Annotated in this window: 24 protein-coding genes and 2 pseudogenes; 17 read left to right on the top strand and 9 right to left on the bottom strand. The window is 75.2% G+C overall.

The window, feature by feature from the left end; translation table 11 throughout:
* The first annotated feature begins 128 nt into the window (after nucleotides 1–128).
* Complete coding sequence (locus tag AB0442_RS17210) at nucleotides 129–590, top strand: MarR family transcriptional regulator (protein WP_366163657.1); 462 nt, start codon at nucleotides 129–131, stop codon at nucleotides 588–590.
* 233 nt (nucleotides 591–823) lie between these two features.
* Nucleotides 824–2,128 (top strand): MFS transporter, encoded by a 1,305-nt coding sequence (locus AB0442_RS17205; protein ID WP_366163721.1) that lies wholly within the window; start codon nucleotides 824–826, stop codon nucleotides 2,126–2,128.
* A gap of 22 nt (nucleotides 2,129–2,150) precedes the next feature.
* Here the strand turns inward: AB0442_RS17205 and AB0442_RS17200 are convergent, their stop codons facing one another.
* Nucleotides 2,151–2,903, bottom strand: a complete 753-nt coding sequence (locus AB0442_RS17200; protein WP_366163656.1) for a MerR family transcriptional regulator — start codon at nucleotides 2,901–2,903, stop codon at nucleotides 2,151–2,153.
* 119 nt (nucleotides 2,904–3,022) lie between these two features.
* Between AB0442_RS17200 and AB0442_RS17195 the strand changes: the two genes are divergently transcribed.
* Complete coding sequence (locus tag AB0442_RS17195) at nucleotides 3,023–3,490, top strand: DUF6194 family protein (protein ID WP_366163654.1); 468 nt, start codon at nucleotides 3,023–3,025, stop codon at nucleotides 3,488–3,490.
* 110 nt (nucleotides 3,491–3,600) lie between these two features.
* Here AB0442_RS17195 and gcvH read toward each other — a convergent pair whose 3' ends face one another.
* Nucleotides 3,601–3,993, bottom strand: a complete 393-nt coding sequence (gene gcvH / locus AB0442_RS17190; protein ID WP_366163652.1) for a glycine cleavage system protein GcvH — start codon at nucleotides 3,991–3,993, stop codon at nucleotides 3,601–3,603.
* A gap of 188 nt (nucleotides 3,994–4,181) precedes the next feature.
* Here gcvH and AB0442_RS17185 point away from each other — a divergent pair, with 188 nt between their 5' ends.
* A complete protein-coding gene (locus AB0442_RS17185) occupies nucleotides 4,182–5,147 on the top strand; it encodes a LysR family transcriptional regulator (RefSeq protein ID WP_366163651.1) in 966 nt (321 codons plus the stop codon).
* 99 nt (nucleotides 5,148–5,246) lie between these two features.
* Nucleotides 5,247–5,459: a PLDc N-terminal domain-containing protein gene (locus AB0442_RS17180; RefSeq protein ID WP_366163650.1), complete on the top strand. Its 213-nt coding sequence runs from the start codon at nucleotides 5,247–5,249 to the stop codon at nucleotides 5,457–5,459.
* 275 nt (nucleotides 5,460–5,734) lie between these two features.
* Here the strand turns inward: AB0442_RS17180 and AB0442_RS17175 are convergent, their stop codons facing one another.
* Nucleotides 5,735–5,977, bottom strand: coding sequence for a hypothetical protein (locus AB0442_RS17175; protein ID WP_366163648.1), 243 nt, complete (start codon nucleotides 5,975–5,977; stop codon nucleotides 5,735–5,737).
* Nucleotides 5,978–6,050: 73 nt separating this feature from the next.
* Between AB0442_RS17175 and AB0442_RS17170 the strand changes: the two genes are divergently transcribed.
* Complete coding sequence (locus AB0442_RS17170; protein ID WP_366163647.1) at nucleotides 6,051–7,043, top strand: hypothetical protein; 993 nt, start codon at nucleotides 6,051–6,053, stop codon at nucleotides 7,041–7,043.
* A 10-nt stretch (nucleotides 7,044–7,053) separates the two neighbouring features.
* Here AB0442_RS17170 and AB0442_RS17165 read toward each other — a convergent pair whose 3' ends face one another.
* The gene (locus AB0442_RS17165; protein WP_366163645.1) at nucleotides 7,054–7,608 is read right to left on the bottom strand and encodes an NUDIX hydrolase; all 555 of its coding nucleotides are present in this window, start codon (nucleotides 7,606–7,608) and stop codon (nucleotides 7,054–7,056) included.
* A gap of 165 nt (nucleotides 7,609–7,773) precedes the next feature.
* Between AB0442_RS17165 and AB0442_RS17160 the strand changes: the two genes are divergently transcribed.
* The 4 genes from AB0442_RS17160 to AB0442_RS17145 all read left to right on the top strand — a co-directional run bounded on the left by AB0442_RS17160 (nucleotide 7,774) and on the right by AB0442_RS17145 (nucleotide 10,668).
* Nucleotides 7,774–8,316: a GNAT family protein gene (locus tag AB0442_RS17160; protein WP_363544276.1), complete on the top strand. Its 543-nt coding sequence runs from the start codon at nucleotides 7,774–7,776 to the stop codon at nucleotides 8,314–8,316.
* A 541-nt stretch (nucleotides 8,317–8,857) separates the two neighbouring features.
* Nucleotides 8,858–9,334 carry a hypothetical protein gene (locus tag AB0442_RS17155; RefSeq protein ID WP_366163643.1) on the top strand — a complete coding sequence of 159 codons (477 nt, stop codon included), beginning with the start codon at nucleotides 8,858–8,860 and terminating at the stop codon, nucleotides 9,332–9,334.
* Nucleotides 9,335–9,428: 94 nt separating this feature from the next.
* Complete coding sequence (locus AB0442_RS17150) at nucleotides 9,429–10,082, top strand: VanZ family protein (protein ID WP_366163642.1); 654 nt, start codon at nucleotides 9,429–9,431, stop codon at nucleotides 10,080–10,082.
* 7 nt (nucleotides 10,083–10,089) lie between these two features.
* Complete coding sequence (locus tag AB0442_RS17145; protein ID WP_366163640.1) at nucleotides 10,090–10,668, top strand: suppressor of fused domain protein; 579 nt, start codon at nucleotides 10,090–10,092, stop codon at nucleotides 10,666–10,668.
* Nucleotides 10,669–10,858: 190 nt separating this feature from the next.
* Here AB0442_RS17145 and AB0442_RS17140 read toward each other — a convergent pair.
* Nucleotides 10,859–11,138: pseudogene (locus AB0442_RS17140) on the bottom strand (sortase); the annotation flags it as partial.
* A 227-nt stretch (nucleotides 11,139–11,365) separates the two neighbouring features.
* Nucleotides 11,366–11,710: a hypothetical protein gene (locus tag AB0442_RS17135; RefSeq protein ID WP_366163639.1), complete on the bottom strand. Its 345-nt coding sequence runs from the start codon at nucleotides 11,708–11,710 to the stop codon at nucleotides 11,366–11,368.
* 311 nt (nucleotides 11,711–12,021) lie between these two features.
* Between AB0442_RS17135 and AB0442_RS17130 the strand changes: the two genes are divergently transcribed.
* The 4 genes and pseudogenes from AB0442_RS17130 to AB0442_RS17115 all read left to right on the top strand — a co-directional run bounded on the left by AB0442_RS17130 (nucleotide 12,022) and on the right by AB0442_RS17115 (nucleotide 14,892).
* Entirely contained in the window at nucleotides 12,022–12,414 is a 393-nt protein-coding gene (locus tag AB0442_RS17130; RefSeq protein ID WP_344627329.1) for an AraC family transcriptional regulator, read from the top strand.
* 78 nt (nucleotides 12,415–12,492) lie between these two features.
* Nucleotides 12,493–12,903: a VOC family protein gene (locus AB0442_RS17125; protein WP_363544267.1), complete on the top strand. Its 411-nt coding sequence runs from the start codon at nucleotides 12,493–12,495 to the stop codon at nucleotides 12,901–12,903.
* 154 nt (nucleotides 12,904–13,057) lie between these two features.
* Nucleotides 13,058–13,195, top strand: a pseudogene (locus AB0442_RS17120) (3-ketoacyl-ACP reductase); the annotation flags it as partial.
* Nucleotides 13,196–13,308: 113 nt separating this feature from the next.
* On the top strand, nucleotides 13,309–14,892 hold the full coding sequence (locus tag AB0442_RS17115) for an alpha/beta hydrolase (RefSeq protein WP_366163637.1): 1,584 nt from the start codon (nucleotides 13,309–13,311) through the stop codon (nucleotides 14,890–14,892).
* Between the two features lie 86 nt (nucleotides 14,893–14,978).
* Here the strand turns inward: AB0442_RS17115 and AB0442_RS17110 are convergent, their stop codons facing one another.
* Both AB0442_RS17110 and AB0442_RS17105 read right to left on the bottom strand, forming a co-directional pair.
* Nucleotides 14,979–15,599 (bottom strand): polysaccharide deacetylase family protein, encoded by a 621-nt coding sequence (locus AB0442_RS17110; protein ID WP_366163636.1) that lies wholly within the window; start codon nucleotides 15,597–15,599, stop codon nucleotides 14,979–14,981.
* Between the two features lie 303 nt (nucleotides 15,600–15,902).
* Nucleotides 15,903–16,346 carry an NTP pyrophosphohydrolase gene (locus AB0442_RS17105; RefSeq protein ID WP_366163634.1) on the bottom strand — a complete coding sequence of 148 codons (444 nt, stop codon included), beginning with the start codon at nucleotides 16,344–16,346 and terminating at the stop codon, nucleotides 15,903–15,905.
* A 117-nt stretch (nucleotides 16,347–16,463) separates the two neighbouring features.
* Between AB0442_RS17105 and AB0442_RS17100 the strand changes: the two genes are divergently transcribed.
* Complete coding sequence (locus AB0442_RS17100; protein WP_344627334.1) at nucleotides 16,464–16,715, top strand: hypothetical protein; 252 nt, start codon at nucleotides 16,464–16,466, stop codon at nucleotides 16,713–16,715.
* Between the two features lie 89 nt (nucleotides 16,716–16,804).
* On the opposite strand, the gene AB0442_RS17095 is transcribed toward AB0442_RS17100, so the two are convergent.
* Complete coding sequence (locus AB0442_RS17095) at nucleotides 16,805–17,794, bottom strand: helix-turn-helix transcriptional regulator (RefSeq protein ID WP_366163632.1); 990 nt, start codon at nucleotides 17,792–17,794, stop codon at nucleotides 16,805–16,807.
* 242 nt (nucleotides 17,795–18,036) lie between these two features.
* Between AB0442_RS17095 and AB0442_RS17090 the strand changes: the two genes are divergently transcribed.
* Both AB0442_RS17090 and AB0442_RS17085 read left to right on the top strand, forming a co-directional pair.
* Complete coding sequence (locus tag AB0442_RS17090) at nucleotides 18,037–19,278, top strand: S8 family peptidase (protein ID WP_366163630.1); 1,242 nt, start codon at nucleotides 18,037–18,039, stop codon at nucleotides 19,276–19,278.
* A 401-nt stretch (nucleotides 19,279–19,679) separates the two neighbouring features.
* Nucleotides 19,680–20,576 (top strand): alkaline phosphatase family protein, encoded by an 897-nt coding sequence (locus tag AB0442_RS17085; protein WP_366163628.1) that lies wholly within the window; start codon nucleotides 19,680–19,682, stop codon nucleotides 20,574–20,576.

Genomic DNA, 20,576 nt, shown 5'->3' with positions numbered 1-20,576 from the left:
TCCTTCCGGAGCGGGGGGCGGCCTGGCAGCCGCAGCATCCCTTCGGTGTGTGCACACACACCTTAAGCATTGCGTGCACACACACGCAAGTAGGTGCGTGTGCACGCACGCACGATAGAATCGCGCCCATGGCGACCAGGAAGCTCACCCCGGCGGAGATGTCCGAGGCCGACCACGCCTTCTACGGCCTGGTCTGGGCCGGCACCACACTGACCGAGCGCGTCGACCGCGCCCTCACCAAGGCGCACGACCTGCCGGTCTCCTGGTTCGAGGTGATGCTCTGGCTCGCCAACGGCGAGGAGCCGGTCGCCGCCTCCGTCCTCGGCAACAGCACCATGCTCAGCCGCAGCCAGGTCTCCCGGGTGCTCGACGCGCTCCAGGCCCGCGGCCTGGTCTCCCGCACCCCCTCCGCCCGGGACGCCCGCTCCGTCGAGGTGGCGCTCACCCCGCAGGGCCGCGAGCTGTTCGCCGAGGCCGACGCCACCCGGCGCGCCTGCCTGGCACCGGTCTTCACCGACGTCCTGGACCAGCAGGACCTCGCCGCCCTCGGTACGGTCTGGCGCAAGCTCAAGGCCCACAAGGAGGACTGACGCCCCGTACGGCGCCGTTCCACGACGGGCCCGGCGCCGCCTCACGGACACCCGCCCCGGCCTCCCGTAGGGTGGCACGCGTCCAGGTGGTCCGAGGCCGGAAGGCACGCGTGGCGGGTACGGAGAGGCCCGGAGGCCGGCCGCGGCAGGAGCGCACGGAGGACGGCGCGCGGAACGGCACGGCCGGGCCGCGCTCGTGGGCCCCGCTGCTCGCCGTGTGCGCCGGGTACTTCATGGTGATCCTCGACGTGACGATCATCAACGTCGCCGTGCCGGTGATCGGCCGGGAGCTCGGCGCCACGCTCACCGGCATCCAGTGGATCACCGACGGGTACACCCTCGTCTTCGCCGGACTGCTGCTCACCGGCGGCGCCCTCGGCGACCGGCTCGGCAACCGCCGGGTCTTCTGCGCCGGCGTCACGGTGTTCACCGCCGCCTCGGCCGGCTGCGCACTCGCCGGGAACACCCCCGTCCTGGTCACCGCCCGCCTGGTCGAGGGCCTCGGCGCCGCGCTCATCGTGCCCGGCTCGCTCGCCCTGCTCCAGCAGTCCTACCCCGCGGCCGCCGCCCGCTCCCGCGCCTTCGGACTCTGGGGCTCCATGGCCGGCATCGCCGCCTCCGCCGGACCGCTGCTCGGCGGCGTCCTGGTGAGCTCGGTCGGCTGGCGCTGGGTCTTCCTGATCAACCTGCCGGTCGGCGCCGCCTGCCTCGCCCTGACCCTGCGGCACGTCGACGCCTCGCCGCGCAACCCCGCCCGCCCGGTGGACTGGCCCGCGCAGTGCGCCGTCGTGGCCACCGTCGCCCTGCTCACCGCCGCCCTCAACGAGGCCGGCCGGCGCGGCTGGACCGACCCGGCCGTGCTGGCCGCGGCCGGCCTGGCACTGCTCTCCGCGGCCGCCTTCGCGGCCCGCGAACGCTGGGCCCGTGCACCCGTCCTGCCGCTGCGCCTGCTGCGGTCGCGCGCCCTGAGCGGCGCCGCGGTGATCGGTCTGCTCTTCAACTTCGCGTTCTACGGCATGGTGTTCACCGCCAGCCTGGACTTCCAGCACCAGCGCGGCTGGAGCGCGCTGCGCACCGGCGCCGCGCTCTTCCCCGCGGTCGCGATGACCATGTTCGCCTCCGTCCTCTCCGGCCGGCTGGCCCGCCGGACGGGCCACCGCCCGCTGGTGGTCGCCGGCCTCCTCCTGGCGGCGGCGGGCCTGGCCGGCTGGGCCGCCGCCGGGCCCGACCCGGCGTACCCGGTGCTCGTCCTGCCGATGATGGCCGCCGGCTTCGGCACCTCCTTCGCCCTCACCGGCACGACCACCACCGCGATGACCGCCGCCCCCGCCGCGTACGCGGGCACCGCCTCCGCCCTGTTCAACACCACCCGTCAGATCGGCAGCGCGGCGGGCGTCGCCCTCGGCGGCACGCTGCTCGCCACCGCGGCCGGCTACGGCGCGGGCCTGCGCACCGCCATGGCGGTGGGCGCCGCCGCCTACCTGGCCGCCGCCGTCCTCGGCCTGTACTGCGTCCCGGCCCGGCCCGCCGAGCACTGACCTGCGCCGCGGCTCCCGCAGGTCAGCGGGTGCCCGGACAGCCGGCGCCCGGACAGCGGGTGCCCAGACAGCGGGACAGGTGCACGGCCGCCTCCAGCAGCGCCGCCGCCTGCCCGTCGAGGACGGCGTGCCGGTGCGCCACCGCGGCCCGCAGAGCGCCGGTACTGCCGGTGCGGCGCAGATCGTCGAGGACCGACCGGATCTGCGGCAGCCCGTGGTGCGCCCGCCGCAGCACCGCGGTCACCTGAGCGTCCCGGACGTCGGCCGGGCCGAAACTGCGGTAGCCGGTGCCGCGCTCCCGCCCCGGCACCAGCAGGCCGGCCGCCTCCCAGGTGCGCACGGCGGACGTCCGGACACCGAGCAGTGCGGCGACCTCCCCGATCCGCAGGCCCGCGGAACGCCCCGGCGGGCACCGCGGCTGCGGCGGCCGGTCCGCCAGGGCTTCCAGCGCCGTGCTCGTGGCGGCGAGCGCCTGCCGTTCGCCGTGCAGCGCCGCATGGGCGGCGTCCAGCAGGGCGAGGGCGCCGGAGCGGTCCCCGGCATGCACCGCCCGCATCACCGCCCGCGCCCGCTGCGGGCCGCAGCCCCGGGCCAGCGCCCGGTAGGCGAGCAGCGCGTCCAGGTGGCCGTCGTCGAAGCGCCGGTACCCGGCGGCGGTCCGCGGCGCGGGCGGCAGGATCCCGGCATCCGCGTAGTTGCGGATCTGCTGGGTGGTGATCCCGGCCGCCCGGGCCAGGTCGACCGGTCGGAGTCCCGGCCCCTGCTGCTCCGCCACCGCTTCCTCCTCCTGTGACCTTCCAGCCGATTTGAAGGTTAGCGACCATCAGCCCCCGGGCTGAAGCCGTTCTGCCCGCACCAACTGCCAACAGGTACTTGAATGGAAGACTTGAAGCCATGGACCTGACCACCGAGAACGGGATCATCGAGTACGCCCGGAGCCTGCCCGGCGTCGTCGCCGTCACCGCCGACGCGGCCGGCGGCGCCCCCGAGGTCGCCTGGGGCGACACCTTCTTCTTCCACGACCCGGACGGCGAGTCCCCGCGCCGGATGCCGTTCGCGACGCTGGTGACCAAGGACTACGCGGGCTTCGACACCGCGTCCGACCTCGACCGGCCCGGAGTCTTCCGGCTCAACGTCTCCGTCGGCCGCAGGGCCTTCGAGGAGCTGATCGGCCACCCGCCCGCCGCCCACCAGCAGCACCACGACGCCTACGACTACACCGCCACCGACCGGCTGCTGCCGCACCCCGCCTACGCCGTCCAGGCATGGGTCTGCATCCTCAACCCCGGCCCGGCCACCACCGGCCTCGCCCGCGACCTGCTCGCCGACGCGCACGCCCGCGCCGCCCGCCCAACGACATAGAGCGCCCAACGGCATGGAGCGCCCAACGGCATGGAGCGCGGCTTCAAAGGCGTACGGACGACCCGTAGGGGCGGGAGGCGCCCCCACCCGCCCCTTGCGGTACGTCCAGATCAGGCGCCCTCGGTGATCCACTCGCCGTAGGCGGCGGCGGACAGCAGGCCCTTGAGGTCGGTGCCCTTGGCGAGTTCGATCTCGATCAACCAGCCCTCGTCGTAGGGGTCGGTGTTGACCAGTTCGGGGTCGCTCTCCAGCTCCTCGTTCCTGGCGGTGACCTTGCCCGCCAGCGGCGCGAAGACGTCGCTGACGGACTTCACGGACTCGACCGAGCCGAAGGGCTCGCCGGTGTCCAAGGTGCGCCCGACCGGCGGAAGTTCGACGAACACCAGGTCGCCGAGTTGCTTCTGGGCGTGGTCGGTGACGCCGACCCGGATCCGGCCGTTGCCGAGTTCGCGCACCCACTCGTGGTCCTTGGTGTACTTCAGGTCGCTCGGGATGTTCGCCATTGAGGTCCTCCGTGGTGCGGCCGCCCGGCCGCGGCTCGGCGCCCGAGGAACGGGCGTTCCCGCCGAGACTGCAACAGACCCCGGTACGGGAGCCGGGATTGTCACTCGACCGGGTGGGTCGCGCACGGAGGGCGTGTCGCGGCGGGAACCCGCAGCCGGTGTCCACCGGGCGCCTGCCGTCGGCGAGAATGATCACCGTGGATCTCGACCTGGCGCAGGTACGGGCGTTCGTCGCCGCCGCCGACCACCTGCACTTCGGACACGCGGCCCGCTCGCTCTCGCTCACCCAGCAGGGCCTGTCCAAGCGGATCGCCCGGCTGGAGGACACCCTCGGCACCCGGCTGTTCGACCGCAGCCGCACCCGGGTCGGCCTCACCCCCGCCGGGCTCCGCTTCCTCGACCCCGCGCGCGCCGCGCTGGCGGCCGGCGCCGCCGCGGTGGACGCCGTCCGGCACGGCGGGAGCCCGATCCGGGTCGACCTCTGGGGGCACCTGTTCGAGCCGCTGCGGACCGTCCGGGCGGTGCTCGACGACGGAGCGGGCCCGCCCGTCGAGATCGGCCCGGGACGGGACCTGCCCGGGGTCGCCGCCGCCCTGCTGCGCGGCGAGATCGGCGCCGCCCTCGGCCGCTTCCACCCGCTCGACGACGGCCTGGAGCAGGCACTGGCCCACCGCCCGGTCCGGTTCGAGCCGGTCGACGCGGTGCTCCCCGCCGGCCACCCGCTGGCCGCCGCCGGCCGGCTGCGCCCGGCCGACCTCGCCGGACTGCGGCTGCTGCTGCCCGCGGCCGCCGGCCGGCTGGACTTCCTGGGCGCCTTCGCCGCACGGTTCGCCGTCCCGGTGGAGCCGGGCGGCCCGAACCTCGGCCTCGACCACCTGCTGGAGCGGGTCCGGGCCGGCGGCGACGGCTTCGCCCTGCTGCCCGCGGAACTCCCGCTCGGCGACGGGCCCGGCATCGCGGTCGTGCCCCTCGCCGACCCGACCCCGCTCTACGCCTGGTCGCTGGTCTGGCACCGGGACCGGCCGCACCCGGGCGTCCCGGCCCTGCTCGACGCCTTCGCCGCGGCCGGACGCCGCCGCCGCTGGCTGGAGTACCGGCCCGGCCGCGACTGGCTGCCCGGTGCCGAGGACCTCACCGCCGCACCGGACGCCTGAGGGTCCGCGGCGGGTCTTGACGGGCGGCGGCCCGGGTCGAAGGCTTCGGGTGAGCGGCCGCCCGGCCGCCCCGGTCCGCACCCGGAGGGGCATCGCCGCATGGTCACCGCCGCCCTGTCCCCGTCACCCGGGACGATCGCCGCGCTCGTTCCGCTGCTGGCCCTCGTCCCCGCCGTGACCTGCATGGTCGACATCTCCCGCCACCCCGACACCCGCCGCTGGTCGCCGCAGACCTGGATGGTGATCTGCCTGCTCGGGAACGTCTTCGGGCTGGTGGCGTACCTCCTGTACGGGCGGAGCCCGCGCCGCTGACCCGTGCCGCGCCCGGTGCCCGCCCGCAGGCCGATCCGGGCCCGGTGTGGAACGGTGGGACGGGGGCCGGCTGTGAGAGGAGCGGTCATGTCGTCGAAACGGCGTCGCAAGAAGAAGGCACGTGCCCGGCGCGGAGCGAACCACGGGCGTCGTCCGCAGTGCTGAGCAACAGCAGTAGTGCTGAGCAACGGCAGTACCGAACCACCCGCGGAGCGGTCACCGGCACGGGCCGGTGACCGCTCCCGCACGCGGGGATCAGGAGGCCGGGCCGCCGGTCAGGGCCGGCACCGGCCGGTGCGCGGTCCCGCCACGGTGGTGCCGGTGGTGGACGGCTCCGGTCGGTTGCCCTCGCAGTGCAGCGAGCCGGACACCGTGTCCGGCTCGAAGGCCGGGACGGCGGTGCCGCCCGTGGTGCCGGTGATCCGCACGGCACCGCGGTGCCGCGGTCGGGTGATCGACCAGGGGTGGGCCGGTCGGCCGGTGCCCGGGAGCAGCGGATCGGCGGACCGTTCGGACACCGGCGGGTCCGGTGCGCGTCGTCCCGTCGGCCGGTCGGGAATCATGGACCGACCGCGACGGGAGGGGGACTCGATGGCATGGGTGGCGGAGTGGGCCACCGGCCCGGTGGGGGCCGGTGCCGGCGGCGCGGTGCGACGGGCCGTCGGCGGCGGGCACGGGGGACCGGTGAACGCCGTGGCCACCACGGTCGTCGACGGCCGTGCGGTGGCGGCGAGTTCGGGTCAGGACGGCAGCGTCCGGTGGTGGGACGTGGCGGACGGGCGGCTGCTCGGCGCCTTCGGGACCGGCCGGTTCGCCGGCATCGCCACGGCCGTGGTCGGCGGACGCCCGGTCGTGCTGACCGTGGGCGACTACGACCCGCGCTTCGTCCGCGACCCGGAGACCGGTGACTGCCTGTGGCACCTCCCGGTGGACGACGCCGTCTCCGTGGCGGTCTGCCACCCGGGCGGCAACCCGGTCGCCGTCACCGGCCACGAGGACGGCGGCACCCGGCTCTGGGACCTGGCCGGGCAGTGCGCGCTCGGCCCCGTCCTCACCGGACACGACCACGCCGTGCACGCCGTCGCAGCGGCCGTGGTCGACGGGCGGCCCCTCGCCGCGACCTCCAGCGGCATGGACGTCGACCAGAGCTGGGACCGCGACGTCCTCGTCCACGACCTGACGGACGGCCGCCGGTTGGCCGGCCTCCCGGCCGCCACCACCTCGGCGGTGAACGCCCTCGCCCTCACCGCCGTCCACGGCCGGGCCGTCGTGGCGACCGGCGACTGGCGCGGAACGCTCCGCCTCCACGACGTCCGCTCGGGTGCGGAACTCGCCCCCGCTCCCGCCCCGCACCGCGGCATGTTCGGGGCACTCGCCGCGGGGGAGTGGGCCGGCCGGCCCGTGCTGGCTTCCGGCGGCGACGACGGGACGGTACGGCTCACCGACCCGACGACCCGTACTCCGCCCGCTCCCGACCTGCGGCTCCCCGGCAGGACGGCCGGGCTCGCCGTGCTGCCCGGCCGGCGCCTCCTCGCCGCCCACGACCGCGAACTCGTCCTGCTGGCACACCGCCCCGGGCCCTGACGCCCGGGGGTCAGACGCCGGCGGCCTCCGAACGGGCGGCCAACAGGATCGCCGCCACACTGCCCGCCTCGGTGATCTCCCCGGAGGTCACCCGGGCGAGCGCCTCCTCCAGCGTGCAGCGGTGCACCGTCATCCCGGCCTCCGTCGAGTCCCGCGCCATCGTCCCCGCCGACAGGCCCCTCGCCAGGAAGAGACGGGTGACCGCGGACGTGCTCGACGGCAGCGGGTGGATCGCCCCCAGCGGCCGCCACCCGGCGGCCCGCAGCCCCGTCTCCTCCTCCAACTCGCGCCGGGCCGCGGCCTCCGGTGCCTCGCCCGCCTCCACGCCTCCGCCGGGCAGGTGCGGCATCCGGCGACCGGTCAGGTAGAAGTCGTCCTCCACCAGCAGCAGCCGCCCGTCGCCGTCGAGCGCCACCGTCCGCACCGCGTCCGCGACCTCGACGTGCTCGTAGCGGAACGGCGGCGCGTACGGCCCCTGCACGGTGTCCGCCACCAGCCGGACGAACGGCCCGGTGTGCAGCACCTCCCGGCCCGTCCTGCGCCATCCGCCCAGCGTCCCGTCCACCGTGCCTCCCCGTCGCCCGCCCGCTCCTCCCGCCGACGCTACGCGGCTCCCGTGCCCGCCGGAGGGAGTGCGCGGAAACTCCCGGCGCGTCCTCGTCCGCCGGCGCCGCCGCCCCGACCGCATAACCGGTTGCCGCCGTACGGCCCGGCCGGATAGGAAGCTCGCATGCTTACAGGCAGCAAGGTCGGGCTGAGGGCCCGGCACGAGGACGACATCCCGGTCCTGCGGACCGGCCTCTACGACGACGTGGTGAACGGCTCGCGGGCGGAGGGCAGCCCGTGGCGGCCGATCCCGCCCGGCTCGAAGGACCCGCGGCTCGCGGTGGACGACACCGAGCCGAGCCGGGTCCCGTTCTCCGTGGTGGAACTCGACGGCGGCACGCTGGTCGGCACCGCGACGCTGTGGGGCATCGACACCCACAACCGGTCCGCGCACATCGGGCTCGGGCTGCTGCCCACCGCCCGCGGCAAGGGCTACGGCACCGACGTGGTCGCGGTGCTGTGCCACTACGGCTTCGTGGTGCGCGGCCTGCAGCGGCTGCAGATCGAGACGCTGGCGGACAACTTCGCGATGATCGGCTCCGCCGAACGCAACGGCTTCGTCCGCGAGGGCGTGCTGCGCTCCTCGGCCTGGGTCATGGGCGAGTTCCTGGACGAGGTGCTGCTCGGACTCCTCGCCCGGGACTGGAAGCCGGACACCGGGAGCTGACGCGGCGCCACCGGCGGCCCAGGCGCCGACCCCGCCGGCGGCCGCCGCGCGCAGGTCCGTCACCGCGTCGAAGAACGCCCAGCCGTCCACCGCACAGGTCGTGCGGTCCGGCAGCTGCGCCCCCGCGGCCAGCGCCGCGTCGAGGAAGGCCCGGGCCGTGCCCGGTTCGTGGAGGTCGAGCACCGGGCCGCCCGCGGTCGTCACCGCGCCGGACGGCAGGAACCCGTCCGACACCATCCGGCCCGGCCCCTCGGCGAACACCAGCAACAGCCGTCCGTCGACCCCCGCCCGACGCGCCGTCAGCAGGTTGCGGCAGCGCCGGCCGTCCCCCTCGCCGTCGTCGGACGCGTGGTCGTGCCCGACCGGCCACAGGAAGACCTCCTCGCCGACGACCATCCGCCGCGGCTTCCTCTCGCCGCGTGCCACGGGCCGCAGCCCAACGGCCCGCCGCACGGGCCCGGAGCCGCCCGGCGGGCCGGGCGGGGTGCGGCCGTTCGGTGGCCGGGGTGTGCACTTTCCGGTTCTGGCTCGTTGGGTGGGTGTGGCGGATGATCCGAGTGGTGGTGGGCGACGGGCCGCGCCGATGGTGTGGGCGCTGGCGGTGCGCGAGGGGCCGGACGGCAGGTCGGCGGCGGAGGCGATCGTCGAGGTCGGGCAGGACTGGTACGGCGAACTCGTCGCGGACGCGATGGACAGCGGGTTCGTCCTCGCCGCCGGCGACCCGCCGGCCACCACCGGCGTGGTGGAGGTCCGCGAGGGCTGGTTCGAACGGCTGGTGATGGTCGGCGGCCGCGGGGTCTGGGAGCCGCACCCCCCGGTGCAGGCGTCCCCGGTGTGGCTGGCCGCGGCGGCGGAACCGCCCGGGGTGCTGGTCCTCGTCGTCCCGCCCGGCACCTGGCCACCCGGACTGATGGGCCTCGACCCGATGCAGCAGGCGGAGGCCTTCGGCCGCAGCCTGGAGGCCGCCCGGGTGCGGGGGCTGGTCCTGCACGGCACGGCCGCGGTCGTCGTGCACTGACGCGGTCGTCCACCGACGGGTGTCGAATCGCCGTCACGGGTTACACGCAGACCGGCCGGGACACCGGCGCGCGGGATCCGGGGAGGGCGGGGCGATGGCCTTGAGACGCACGGTGACGGGCAGCGGCACGACCGGTTCGGGCGGGAGTCCGGGCGGCGGCCCGGCCGCCGCGGTGGCGGTGCGGCTACGGGCGGAGGGCACGGCAGCGCGCCGTACCGGGAAGCGGCGGCCGCAGGAACCGCAGCGGCCGCTGCCGTTCCTGCACCGACCCGGCGTGGTGCCGGCGCTGGTACGGCTGCTGGTGCTCCTGGTCGCCCTGGCGGCGACCGTGCTGTTCGCGGTGGTGCTCGCCCGGGCCACGCTCGTCCCGCAACCGGGGTCGCGCGGCCTCGTCCACGCCAACCTCAGGCCCGGATCCACCCTGGAGCTGTACCTCGACCGGCCCGCCGTCCGCGAGGCGGTCAAGCAGGTCGGTGGGAACCTGCTGCTCGGGGCGCCGTTCGGGATCCTGCTGCCGTTGCTGTCGAGGCGGGTCGGCGGACTGCTGCGGGTCACGCTGCTGACGGCGGTGACGATGGTGCTGGTGGAGTGCGCGCAGGCCGTGCTGGTGCCGGGCCGGGCCTTCGACATCGACGACGTGCTGCTCAACACCGCGGGCGCGGTGCTGCTCCACCTGGTGGCGGGCCGCCGGATCGGCCGGGCGCTGCACCGCGCCCCGCACGCGGCCGACCGGCCCCGTGCGGGATGATGGGGCGGTGAACGGAACGGAGCCGTCGGCCGCCGAGGCCGTCGAGTCGCACGTACGGACGTTCTTCGGCGGGCATCCGGTGGAGGCCGTGGACGTCGACCCGGGAGCCGGGAGGCGGGACGTCCTCGCCGCGCTGCGCGTCCTGGTCGTCGGGCCCGGTCCGCGCGGCGATGGCTGGGCCTACGTGACGGCGGGCTGCTGGGACGCGGCGCAGGTCGACGGCCACGGTCCGGAATTCGTGATGACCGCCAACGTCCGGGACGAGCGGTTCGTCGAGTTGATGGCGATGACCGCCTACTACCACTGCGGGGGACACCCACTGGGCCCCGCGCACAGCCTGCCGATCGGCGAGCCGTGGGTGCCGGGCTCGGCCTGCGACCACCTGCTGATCAGCCTGCCCTACCTGCACGGACCGGGCCTGGAGCACTGCCCGCTGCCGCGGGGGCACGCCCGCATCCTGTGGGCCCTGCCGGTGACCGCCGCCGAGATCGGGTTCCGCCGGGCCCACGGCCACGAGGCACTGGAGGAGCTCTTCGACGAGGCGGCGATCCTGCCCACCGACCCGTTCCGGGCCTCGGTCGTCTGACCCTCCACCGGGGGTGGCACTCCCGGTGGCCCGGTCGTGTCCGTGACGGCGCCGGATGCGGGCGGCCTGTGGCCCAACCATGACCTGGCCCCGGGCCCAGGCCGCCCGGCGCCGACTCTGGCACAGGTGCTCCCCGCTCCGCCGACCGTCTCAGCAGGCGAAAGGGGAGCGCTTCCCGGCCGGTCCGGGGTCACCCCTCGACGGCGGTGAGGGTGGCGTGGACGACGACGTTGCCGAGGTGGCCGGTGCGCTTGGTGAAGCCGCCGCACGTGATCAGCCGGAGCTCGGGCAGGCCGGAGGTGTTGCCGTAGACCTTCGTGTCGGGGAACGACTTCGTAGACCTCGACGGCGTCGACGGTGAACACCGCGGTGCGGCCGTCGGCCCGCTCGACCTCGACGGTCCTGCCCTTGGTGAGGGCGCCGAGCCGGAAGAAGACGGCGGGGCCGGTACGGGTGTCCACGTGGCCGGCGGAGCGGTCGGTGGGACGGCCGCGGGAGCGGCCGAAGGACCTGGGCCGGCGGGGCGGTCGGTGTGGGGGTGGAGAAGGCCTGGGCGGCCGAGGGCCGGGGCGGGCGCTCGGGGTGAGTTCCCGGCCCACCAGCAGGAGGCCCACCGTGAGGGCGCAGCCCAGCAGGACGGTCGACGGCGTGGGACGGCGCGCGCCGGCCGGGCTGCCGGGGCCGGTGTCCATGGTGATCACGCCTCCGCTGTCTTCGAAGGGCACTCGGGCCCCGGGGCCGGGGGTGCGGGAGGTGCCCCACGCGCCCCGACCCCGGGCCCTGGGGGGCAGCGCCGGCCGAGGCGCAGGCGGCGGCGCGCCTTGACCGCACCGCCGACCGCGGCACCGGCCACCAGCAGGCCGCCCAGGCCGCCCAGGCCGCCCAGGGCGATCCGACTGCCGTCGGTGTCCGCGGCGCCGCCGAGTCCGGCGGCGACCGGGCCGCTGGGCCGGCGGGTGATCTCCACGGTGTCGGTCATCCGGATCCGCGGCGGGCACTTGACGGTGACCTTGCTGCTGCCGGGCGCGGCGTCCTCGGGCACCTCGAAGGTGTGGCCGGGCCGTCTGCCGGGTGCTGTGCCGTGCCCTCTGCCCGAGGAACCGACGGCCCGTCAGTGCGGCAACCCGACGGGCGGTCGGCGGGGCCGTCCGTGACGGCGCGTCGCACGCCGGGAGCCGGTGTCCGTGCAGGTGGTGAGGGGTGTCCGGGAGAGGGCGGCCGTGGGCGTGCACATGGCGTCCATCGGGGTGGCGGGGCATCGGCCCGATCCGTCCGCGCACCGGGGCGCGGCCGGTGCCGGCCGATGCCCGGCGGGCCTGTCGCCGCGGGCCCGGGACGTGGTGTGATGGCGCTGTGAGTCGCGCCGCCGAAGACACCAACCGCCGCATGCTCCGGGCCCGGGACACGATGGACCGCCGGTACGCGCAGCCGCTGGACGTCCCGGCCCTGGCCCGGATCGCGCACGTCTCCCCGGCGCACTTCGCCCGCACCTTCCGGACGGTGTTCGGCGAGACGCCGCACCGCTACCTGCAGCGCCGCCGGGTCGAGCGGGCGATGTTCCTGCTCAGGGAGACGGACCGCAGCGTGACGGACATCTGCTACGAGGTCGGGTTCGGCAGCACGGGGACGTTCAGCCGCACCTTCCGCGACATCGTCGGCCGGTCGCCGAGGGAGTACCGCAGGGCCGCGGTGGCCGCCGACGTGCCGACCTGCTTCACGATGGCGTGGACGCGGCCGCACACGTGATCCGGATCGCCGCGCCCCGCGGCGAGGAGCGCAGTTTCGGATAAGTATTCCGTCCGGTCCGGCCCTAGCGTGGTCCCCATGTTCACCTCCATCACGCACTCGCAGATCTACGTCCTCGACCAGGACGAGGCCCTCGACTTCTACGTCGGCAAGCTCGGCCTGGAGGTCGCGGCCGACGTCGACCTGGGCTTCATGCGCTGGCTGACGGTCAACGTCCCCGGCCACCCGGACCGCCAGGTCCTGCTGGAGAAGCCGGGCCCGCCGGCGATGTCCGAGGAGACCGCGCAGCAGGTCCGCGAACTCGTCGCCAAGGGCGCCACGGGCGGCTCGCTGATCTTCAGCACCGACGACTGTCGCAAGACCTACGAGACGCTGCTCGGCCGCGGCGTCGAGTTCACCGAGGAGCCCACCGAGCGGCCGTACGGCATCGACTGCGGCCTGCGCGACCCGTTCGGCAACAGCCTCCGCTTCACCCAGCCCAAGGGCTGAGCCGGCAGGTCGGCGCGCGGGCGCGCCGGGGCGGGTGCCCCCGGCGCGCCGCTCATCGTCCGTCCGCGGCGAGGCGTTCCGGCCGGCGGCGGAGGAGGGCGGTCCCGGCCGGCTCCGGGGCGTTGCCCGGGCCGGCCGAGCCGGGCGTGCAGGCGCCGCCCGGCCGCCGCTGCAGCGGCTCGGCACCCCGCAGGACATCGCCGAGGTCGTCGCCTTCCCGGCGAGCCCCGCGGGCCACCGGGTCGACGACCAGGTGCCCCGCGCCGACGGCGGCATCGTCCGAGCGCGGTGACGGCTCCGGCGGGCGACGGCCGACGGTGCGTCACCGGGCATGTCGTGTACGCGTCTTCCCCTGGCGGCGGCGGGCTGGCACGCTGGTCGGGTTTGCCGACACCGGGAGGTCCCTTGTTACGCCTGTCAACCCTGGCCGTCGCGCTCACCAGCGCGCTCGCCCTCGTCACCGGCACGGCCGCCACCGCCTCGGCCGCACCGGACCGGGCACCGGCCACGGTGGAGCCGGTCGCCTGGACACCGTGCAACCCCGACCCGTCCAAGCCCGACCCGAAGATCTACGACTGCGCCGTCTACCCCGTCCCGCTCGACTACGCGCACCCGTCCGGCGAGAAGATCGGCATCGCGATGATGCGCCGCCGCGCCGGGAACCCGGCCAAGCGGATCGGCTCGCTCTTCCTCAACCCCGGCGGCCCCGGCGGCAGCGGGTACCTCTGGGCCACCACCACCAGGTTCGAGCCCCGCGTCACGGACAGCTTCGACCTGATCGGCTTCGACCCGCGCGGCGTCGCCCGGAGCAATCCCCTCAAGTGCTTCACCACCGACGAGGAGGCCGCCGCCGTCTTCGACCGCGCGGTCGGCGTACCGGTCACCCGGGACGAGATCAGCGGCACCCTCGCCGCCGACAAGGACTACACCGACGCCTGCGCCCGCAACGCCGGCGAACTGGTCAAGCACATGTCCACCATGAACGTCGTCCGCGACCTCGACCGGATGCGGCAGGCCGTCGGCGACAGCGGACTCACCTACGCCGGCTTCTCCTACGGCACCCTGATCGGCGCCACCTACGCCAACATGTACCCCGACAAGGTGCGCGCGCTGATCGTCGACGGCAACGTGGACCCCCAACTGCGCCTGCACAACGGCCTCGAGTACGACCGGCAGCGCGCCACCGGCTTCGAACTCGCCCTCGGCGAATACCTCAGGCGCTGCCAGGCGGCGGGCGCGCCGCGCTGCGCCTTCGCCGGCCCCGACACCCGGGCCAAGTTCGACGCCCTGCGCGACCACCTGCGCACCGCGCCGGTCACCCTGCCCGACGGCTCCACCGTCACCCTGTCCACCTTCACCAGCCAGGTCGCCAACGCCCTCTACGCCCAGTCCCGCCAGGCACCGCTGGCCCGCTCGCTCCAGGCACTGCACCAGGTGGTGAACCCGCAGCAGACGCTCGGCGCCGCGCCCTCCGCCGAGGAGGCGAAGCTGCTGGCGACGCCCGCCCCGGCCGCCCTGCGGGAGGCCCCGGCGGACACCCCGTACAGCTCCGACGACTCCTACTACGCCGTCAACTGCCAGGACAAGCCCTTCCCGCCGGCCCCCCAGCTGTTCCCGCTGGTGGCCCGCGCCTGGGAGCCGGAGTCGCCGACCTTCGGCCGGTACCAGGCCTTCGACGCGCCGCCGTGCGCGACCTGGCCCGCCCCGGCCCTCACCTCCGAGCGGTACACCGGCCCGTGGAACCGCAGGACGGCCACCCCGGTCATGGTGATCGGCAACACCTTCGACCCCGCCACCCGCTACGCCTTCGCCCAGCGCATGCAGCAGGAACTGGGCAACGCCGTGCTGGTGACCGTCGACGTGGTCGAGCACTGCGCGGTCGGCCGCAGCGCCGCCCTGACCACCCTGGTCACCTCGTACCTGGTCGACCGGGCCGCGCCCCGGCCCGGGCAGCTCCTCAAGCCGGACGCGGAGGCGTTCCCGGCGTGAGCCGTACGCCCCGCTGAACCGGTCTCCGACCGTACCGCCCCGACCCCGGCTCCGACGGCCGACCGCCCAGGTCGGCCGTCGGGCCGTCAGGCGAACAGCTCGGAGGCGGTGACCGCGCGGAGCCCGCGGGCGTCGAGGTCCTGCAGGATGGCGGGCAGCGCGAGCACCGTGCCCCGGTGGCCGAAGTGCAGGCTCACCACCGAGCCGGGTCTGATCCGGTCCATGACGTTCCGGTGGACGGCGGTCGGCCCCGGGTCGGTGTAGTCGAGCGAGTCCACGTCGTACCCGAGGCAGTGCTCGTACCCGGCCCTGCGGGCCTGCTCCATGACGGTGGGCGTGCAGTACTCCGTCTGCGAGGGCCGCAGCCAGCGGCCCTTCGAACCGGTCAGGCGCTCCAGCCGCTCCGCGCAGCCGGCGATCTCGGCGTACGCCGCGTCCGCGCCCATCGAGGCGAGGTTGCCGTGGCTCTGGGTGTGGTTGCCCAGCTCGTGGCCGGCGTCCAGGATGCGCCGGGCGATCTGCGGCTGGTCGTCCAGCCAGGTGCCGACGGCCAGCACGGTGATCCGGGCCCCGGCGGAGGCGGCCTCGGCGAGCAGTGCCTCCGCGATGTCGGCACCGCCCTGGCCGTGGAAGGTCAGCGCCACCTCGTGGCCGTCCCGCGGCCCGGCGGACACCTGGAAGGGCAGGTCGGCCGGCAGCGGCGGCATCGCGACAGGGCTCGACGCCGTCGCGCTCGGGCTCGGCGACGGCGACGGGGGAGGCGAGGCCGGTCCGGAGGAGTGCGCCGCGGCGGGGGCCGCCCTGCCCCGGCCGGCACAGGCCGCGGCGGCCGCACCCACCGCGCCGAGACCCACGGCCCGCAGGAGACCCCGGCGGTCGATCGGATTCACGGTCGAGACCATACGGCCTCCACGACGAACCGCCACTCGGGCGGCGGCCGGTCACGGCGACCGACGGGCACCGGCCGGGGGAGGACGGAGTCGTCCGTGGCCGGAGCGGACCGGACGCGGTCAGGCCGGACGGACCGTGCGGGGCCCGGTGACCTCGGCACCGAGGGCGGTCACCCGGTCGCGCAGGCCACGGTCCGCCGTGACGACCAGACAGCGGCGCGGCGGCACGCCGGACACGGCCTGCTCGACCACGGCGACCACCTGGTCGTCGCCGCTGCCGGGCGCCTCGACCACCCGGACGCGGGGCAGCCCGGGAACGCCGCGGGCCGCGCCCTCCACGACGAGGACCACCTCCAGCGGACCCGTCCGTGCCCACGGCGGCAGCCCCGCGCGGTCGTCACCCAGCCCCGCACCGGCCAGCGGCACCAGGGCGTCGCGCAGCCGTTCGGCCGCACCCCGCCGGTCCCGCCACCAGCCGTCCGGCACCGAGCCCACCACGTTGGCCGCGTCCACCACCAGCAGCGGCGCGGCCTCCGCAGGCCCGCCCGCGTCCTGCTCGCCCATGGCAGCCAAGGGTGTCACACCCCGCGGACCCCTTGCCGGCGGGCCGGAGCGACGGCCATCCGGGTGCGGCGCCGTGTCGCGCCGCCCCGGACGGGCCGCGGCGGGTTTGATGAAGCCATGGAGTCCGATCCCACCGAGCCGTACACCGACGAACTGCTGGCCCTGGCCCCCGGCCTGGCCCGCCCGGCCGCCGACCTCTTCGTGCGGCGGGTGTTCGAGGGCGGTGTCGAGCACGGCGCCCGCACCGCGCTGGCGAACGTCGCCGCCACCGAGCACGAGAAGGACGCCCAGCTCCGGCGCCTCGGCGAGCGCCTGGTCGAGCTGGGGGAGGACCCGCTCGACGTCGCCCGACTGCTGAGCCGGGACTGAGCCGGGCCGGAGCCGGGTTGGGCCGAGCGCTTCGTGAGCGGCGACCGCCGACGGTGACCGTCAACGGCGACCCGTGACCGGAGGCCGGATCAGAGCCAGCCGTTGCGCGCCGCGTGCAGGGCCAGCTGGAAACGGGTGCGCGATCCGGCCCTGGCCCCGATCTGCTCCAGGTGCCGGGAGAGCGTCCGGCGGCTCACCCCGAGGAGCTCGGCGATGGTGTCGTCCGTGACGCCGGTGGCGAGCAGCTCCAGGATGCGGCGCTGCACCGGGCCGAGCCCCGGCGGCGAACCGCTGCCCCGGTGCATCGGCAGCGCCGTCCGCCACGAGGTCTCGAACAGGCCGGTGAGCGCGGACAGCAGGCTGGACGGGTGCACCAGCAGCAGTGAGTCGTTGACCTCCGCCTCCACGAACGACATCGACACGATCGCCAGCCGGCCGTCGAAGACCGTCAGCTTCACCGGCACCGTCGGCAGCACCCGCGCCTGCTCCCCGGCGGCGATGCACGGCCGGATGTTGGCGTCGTAGTAGGCGGTGTTCTCCACCGCCGAGCGCGAGTACACCACCCGGTAGACCACGCCCCGCTGCAGGTTGCGCTCCTCCACCGGGTTGGCCGGCCCGTCCGTGTGGTACGGCGGCGAGTCGAAGCGCAGCACCTCGCTCTCCGCCGCCGCCTCGATCTGCCGGATCCGCTCCGCGACCGCCGGTCCGGTCACCACCTCCAGCAGGTCCTCCGTCGCCTGCGGGCTGACGGTGCGCCGGTAGCCGCGGTAGGCGTTCACGGCGGCCTGGTGCGCCCGGTGCAGCTCGGCCGTGCGTGTGTGCGCCAGGTGGTCGAGCGCCAGGGACGGCTCCACCGGGGCGTGCTCGCCGCCCTCCGAACCGGCCTCCGTGATCAGGCCGAGTCTTCGCAACTCGGCCAGCCGGAGGTCCAGCTCCTCCGTCCCGAGGCCGGCGCCGAGCCGTCCGGCCAACTCCTCGCGACAGCAGGGACCGCCGGCCAGCAGCGCCGCGTAGACCTCGGCCTGGCGCCGGGTCAGGCCCAGTCGGGCCAGGTGCGTCCCCAGGTCCTCGTCGGTCAATGGACCTGCCTCTCCGTGCGGATCGCGGCGTCGGGTGCGCGCCGGTGGGCTGCATGGTGGCACGTCCTGCGGCCGGCGCACCAGAACGGACGGGACGGAAGTGACGGAGGGTCATGGCGCGGCGGCGGGCGCCCGTCCGCGTCACTGGCCTCCCTGTGCCACCGTTCCGGGCGCGCCGGCAGTAGACCGTTGCTGCCCCGGACGGTCCGGGACAGCAACGCCCCACCGAACGGGAGTCACCCGTGCCCAAGCACCGCGCCCACCGCATACGCCGCAGGACGATCGCCGTCACGGCGGCCGCCACCGCCGCGGCGGCCGTCGCCGCCACGGTGGCGGTCACCTCCGCCGACGCGGCGCCGCCGCCCACCGGCGAGGTCCGCGCCGCGGCCGCCGAACCGATCTCCGGCCGCTACCTGGTGGTGTTCAAGGACACCGGCGGCGCACCGCAGCAGGCCGCCGCGGTCGCCCCGGCCGCCGCCAGGATCGCCCGGGAGCACGGCGGCACCGTCCGCACCGTCTTCGACACCGTGCTGCACGGCTACGCCGCCGAGATGACGCCGGACCAGGCCCAGCGGGTCGCCGCCGACCCGGCCGTCGCCTACGTGGAACAGGACGCCGTGCAGCACCGCTCGTCCACCCAGCAGAACCCGCCCTCCTGGGGGCTGGACCGGATCGACCAGCGGAACCTGCCGCTGGACCACGGCTACAGCTACGCCGGCACCGCCTCCAACGTGACCGTCTACCTCGTCGACAGCGGACTGCGCACCACCCACGGCCAGTTCCAGGGCCGGGCCTCGATCGGCGTCGACGAGGTCGGCGACGGCCGCAAGGGCGCCGACTGCCTGGGCCACGGCACCCACGTGGCCGGCACGGTCGGCGGCAAGGACTACGGCGTGGCCAAGGGCGTCAAGCTGGTCGCCGTCCGGGTGACCGACTGCCACGACAGCGCCTCCACCTCGGCGATCGTCGCCGCCGCCGACTGGATCACCAAGAACGCCGTCAAGCCGGCCGTCGTCAACATGAGCATCAACGGCGGGGTCAGCGCCACCGAGGACAAGGCGATCAAGCGCTCGATCGCCTCCGGCGTCACCTGGGTGGTCTCCTCCGGCAACAGCAACTCCGACGCGTGCAAGAACTCGCCCGGCGACATCGCGGAGGCCGTCGTCGTCAACAACGCGACCTCCGACGACAAGCGCCGCTCGGACTCCAACTGGGGCTCGTGCACCGACCTGTTCGCGCCCGGCACCGGCATCGTCTCCGCCTGGAACACCGGCGACAGCGCCACCAAGTCGCTCACCGGCACCTCCATGGCCGCGCCGCACGTCACCGGTGCCGCCGCGCTGTACCTCTCGGCGCACCCCGACGCCACCCCCGCGCAGGTGCAGAGCGCGCTCCTCGGCGCCGCGACCACCGGAAGGATCGGCGACGCCGGCAAGGGCACCCCCAACCGCCTGCTCTACACCGGAAACCAGCCGGCCCGCTGACCCGCCCCCGCGGCCCCGCGGCCCCGCCGCGGAAGCCCGCCGCCCCCCGCTGCCGCCGTTCCCCGGTCCCGCCGCCGGACCGGGGAGCGGCGGCGGACACGGCCCACCGACCGCCTGCGCACCGACCCCCCTCCACATCTCCAAAGGACGCCGCAGGACGACCGGTTGACGGATCCACAGTTTTGAACCGGCCCGCGGAACGGCGATCACCCCGGAACTCCCCGCCCGCAAGGGGAACCGCCGTCCACCGAATTGGGCCGACCTTGACAGGTGGCACCGCGCCGACCGCACCGACCTTGACGCACCCCGGCCGCGGATAGGAGCGTCGAGCCGCGTCCGAGGCGGTGGGGAGGCGCCCCGCAGTTCCCGGACGATCCCCCTACACACCCCTGGAGACAGGCATGTCCAACGCTCGCCCGAACCGGCACCGCCGCACCCGCACCAAGGCCGCGATCCTCCTGGCGGTGCCCGCGGCGCTGACGGCCGGTGTCGCGGCCACCGTCGCCGGCGTCGACAGCGCCTCGGCCTCGGCGACCGTGCCGAAGCCGGACCACGTCGTCGTCGTGATGATGGAGAACCACGCCTACAGCCAGATCATCGGGAGCAAGGACGCCCCGTACATCAACCAGCTCGCCAAGGGCGGCGCCCTCCTCAAGGCCTCGTACGGCATCACCCACCCCAGCCAGCCGAACTACTTCGCGGTCTTCTCCGGCAGCACCCAGGGCATCACCGGCGACGGCTGCTACCAGGTCGGGTCGATGTCCGCCCCCAACCTCGCCTCCGAGCTGATCGCCGCCAAGCAGACCTGGGCCAGCTACAACGAGTCCCTGCCCAAGGAGGGCTCCACCACCTGCAAGGACGGCAAGTACGCGCAGAAGCACAACCCCTGGTTCGCCTTCAAGAACGTCCCCACCAGCACCGGCAAGACCTTCGCGCAGTTCCCCACCGACTTCACCAAGCTGCCCAAGGTCTCCTTCGTCACCCCGAACCTCTGCTCCGACATGCACGACTGCTCGATCGGCACCGGCGACGGCTGGCTCAAGAAGAACCTCGACGCCTACGCCTCCTGGGCCAAGACCCACAACAGCCTGCTCGTCATCACCTACGACGAGGACAACAAGCAGAGCGGCAACCAGATCCCCACCGTCCTGTACGGACAGCCCGTCAAGGCCGGATCGGCACCCACCACCAAGTACAACCACTACGACGTGCTCCGCACCCTGGAGGACCTCGCCGGGGTCGGCAGCCACGCGGGCAAGGCCGCCGGCGCCTCCGACATCACCGGCGTCTGGAACTGA

It is taken from the genome of Kitasatospora sp. NPDC085895, assembly GCF_040702125.1.
Lineage (GTDB): Bacteria > Actinomycetota > Actinomycetes > Streptomycetales > Streptomycetaceae > Kitasatospora > Kitasatospora arboriphila.
The sequence above is the reverse complement of the archived record's forward strand: the minus strand, read 5'-3'. Positions and strand labels throughout refer to the sequence as shown.

What these genes read in the sequence shown, in the direction of transcription:
- AB0442_RS17210 (WP_366163657.1), top strand. Translation starts at nt 129, where the DNA reads ATGGCGACCAGGAAGCTCACCCCGGCGGAGATGTCCGAGGCCGACCAC.
- AB0442_RS17205 (WP_366163721.1), top strand. Translation starts at nt 824, where the DNA reads ATGGTGATCCTCGACGTGACGATCATCAACGTCGCCGTGCCGGTGATC.
- AB0442_RS17195 (WP_366163654.1), top strand. Translation starts at nt 3,023, where the DNA reads ATGGACCTGACCACCGAGAACGGGATCATCGAGTACGCCCGGAGCCTG.
- gcvH (WP_366163652.1), bottom strand. Translation starts at nt 3,993, where the DNA reads ATGGCGAACATCCCGAGCGACCTGAAGTACACCAAGGACCACGAGTGG.
- AB0442_RS17185 (WP_366163651.1), top strand. Translation starts at nt 4,182, where the DNA reads ATGATCACCGTGGATCTCGACCTGGCGCAGGTACGGGCGTTCGTCGCC.
- AB0442_RS17180 (WP_366163650.1), top strand. Translation starts at nt 5,247, where the DNA reads ATGGTCACCGCCGCCCTGTCCCCGTCACCCGGGACGATCGCCGCGCTC.
- AB0442_RS17170 (WP_366163647.1), top strand. Translation starts at nt 6,051, where the DNA reads ATGGCATGGGTGGCGGAGTGGGCCACCGGCCCGGTGGGGGCCGGTGCC.
- AB0442_RS17160 (WP_363544276.1), top strand. Translation starts at nt 7,774, where the DNA reads ATGCTTACAGGCAGCAAGGTCGGGCTGAGGGCCCGGCACGAGGACGAC.
- AB0442_RS17150 (WP_366163642.1), top strand. Translation starts at nt 9,429, where the DNA reads ATGGCCTTGAGACGCACGGTGACGGGCAGCGGCACGACCGGTTCGGGC.
- AB0442_RS17125 (WP_363544267.1), top strand. Translation starts at nt 12,493, where the DNA reads ATGTTCACCTCCATCACGCACTCGCAGATCTACGTCCTCGACCAGGAC.
- AB0442_RS17110 (WP_366163636.1), bottom strand. Translation starts at nt 15,599, where the DNA reads ATGCCGCCGCTGCCGGCCGACCTGCCCTTCCAGGTGTCCGCCGGGCCG.
- AB0442_RS17105 (WP_366163634.1), bottom strand. Translation starts at nt 16,346, where the DNA reads ATGGGCGAGCAGGACGCGGGCGGGCCTGCGGAGGCCGCGCCGCTGCTG.
- AB0442_RS17100 (WP_344627334.1), top strand. Translation starts at nt 16,464, where the DNA reads ATGGAGTCCGATCCCACCGAGCCGTACACCGACGAACTGCTGGCCCTG.
- AB0442_RS17085 (WP_366163628.1), top strand. Translation starts at nt 19,680, where the DNA reads ATGTCCAACGCTCGCCCGAACCGGCACCGCCGCACCCGCACCAAGGCC.